2 protein-coding genes are annotated in these 1,309 nt (G+C 60.9%); one reads left to right on the top strand and one right to left on the bottom strand.

The genetic code is table 11. The features are described 5' to 3' along the window. Nucleotides 1-196: 196 nt before the first annotated feature. Nucleotides 197-382 (bottom strand): DUF1737 domain-containing protein, encoded by a 186-nt coding sequence (locus HP547_RS28790; RefSeq protein ID WP_172288893.1) that lies wholly within the window; start codon nucleotides 380-382, stop codon nucleotides 197-199. A gap of 150 nt (nucleotides 383-532) precedes the next feature. Between HP547_RS28790 and HP547_RS28785 the strand changes: the two genes are divergently transcribed. Further along, on the top strand, nucleotides 533-1,309 hold a 777-nt coding region (locus HP547_RS28785), incomplete at its 3' end, for a TonB-dependent receptor (protein WP_172288891.1).

Raw genomic sequence — 1,309 nt, 5'->3', positions numbered from 1 at the left:
TGCGGCCGACGCGTTGCAAGACTCACCCTTGCAGGAGCAGGGCGACGCCTTTTGCTGCGAGCTGTTCGAAATGGCTGGCAACGCCATCAAGGCACACATTCTGCAGCTGAATGATGCCACTGCCGATGCGGGTTCAGCGCCGTTGCGTTGACGCGGCCCGTGTTCAGCGCTTGAGCTCCCTGCTTTAGCAACTTGCCTATTTGGCCTCGGGCCAGAGCAGTGCCTGCGCCACAATCACGGTTTCACCGTTGAAGGTGAGCGCGGGCGAGCCGTGCAGCTGGTAGCCCAGTTCCAGGGCGGCGCTGACCCGGCGGCAGAAGTTCACATCGTCGGGGCCGGTCAATACGCGGTAGATTGGCAGGCCGTCTGGGGGTTGGGTCATGCGGGAAGTCCTTGTCAGTAGTGGCAACGCGCAACCAGTCTAGCACTGTAAAACGCCCTGAAAATAAATGAGGTGTTTTCTCATTCTCGTTCGGCTTGTAGAAAAGGCCGGAATACAGGCCCGTCTGCCGACCCTCTACGGAGCGAGAAAATGAGTTTTACCCCGGTTCCACAGCGCCATCCATTGAGCCGTGCTGTGCACGCTGCTTTCCTTGGCCTGGTTGTCAGCAGCTGTGCGCTGCCTGCGCTTGCGCACGCTGCAAACGCTGAGCAAAACAACCCGGTGCAGCAATGGAACATTCCTGGTGGCCCACTGGCCCCGGCGCTTGACCACTTTGCGCGCCAGGCGGGGATCAGCTTGTCCTTCGACGCAAAGAGCGTAGCCAACCGCGACACGGCGGGCGTGCAGGGTACGCTGGGCACCTCGGCTGCACTCTCGTCGTTGTTGCAGGGGACCGAGCTTCAGGCGGAGCAGCAAGGCCCGAGTGCTTACCTGGTAAAACCACAACCAAAGCCAGCCGGCCCGCTGGAAATTGGCGCTACCGAGGATTATCGCCTGGCGCCGCTGATCATCAATGCCAAGGTCAAGGCCAGTGCCGATGATGACCTGAACTCGGTGGTCGCCCAGGAGCTTTGGGTAGGCGGCAAGGTGGCGACCAGCATCCGCAACACGCCTGCATCCGTGTCTGTGGTGACCCGCAAGGAAATGGAGCAGCGCAGTGTCAGCACCACGGAAGAGGCCCTGCAGTACACCCCGGGCGTAGTCAGTGACTTCTATGGCTCGGATGATCGCAACGACTACTTTCAGATCCGCGGCTTTCAGGCCACCACTTACCGTGACGGCCTGACCTTGAGTTCGATGCGCGGTGTGCGTGAAGACCCTTATGCCTACGAGCGCATCGAGATTCTGCGCGGCGCCAACTCCACC

It is taken from the genome of Pseudomonas sp. CM27 (assembly GCF_013179515.1).
Classification (GTDB): Bacteria; Pseudomonadota; Gammaproteobacteria; order Pseudomonadales; family Pseudomonadaceae; genus Aquipseudomonas.
The sequence above is the reverse complement of the archived record's forward strand: the minus strand, read 5'-3'. Positions and strand labels throughout refer to the sequence as shown.

Coding starts and splice junctions, on each gene's coding strand:
- HP547_RS28790 (WP_172288893.1), bottom strand. CDS start 382: ATGACCCAACCCCCAGACGGCCTGCCAATCTACCGCGTATTGACCGGC.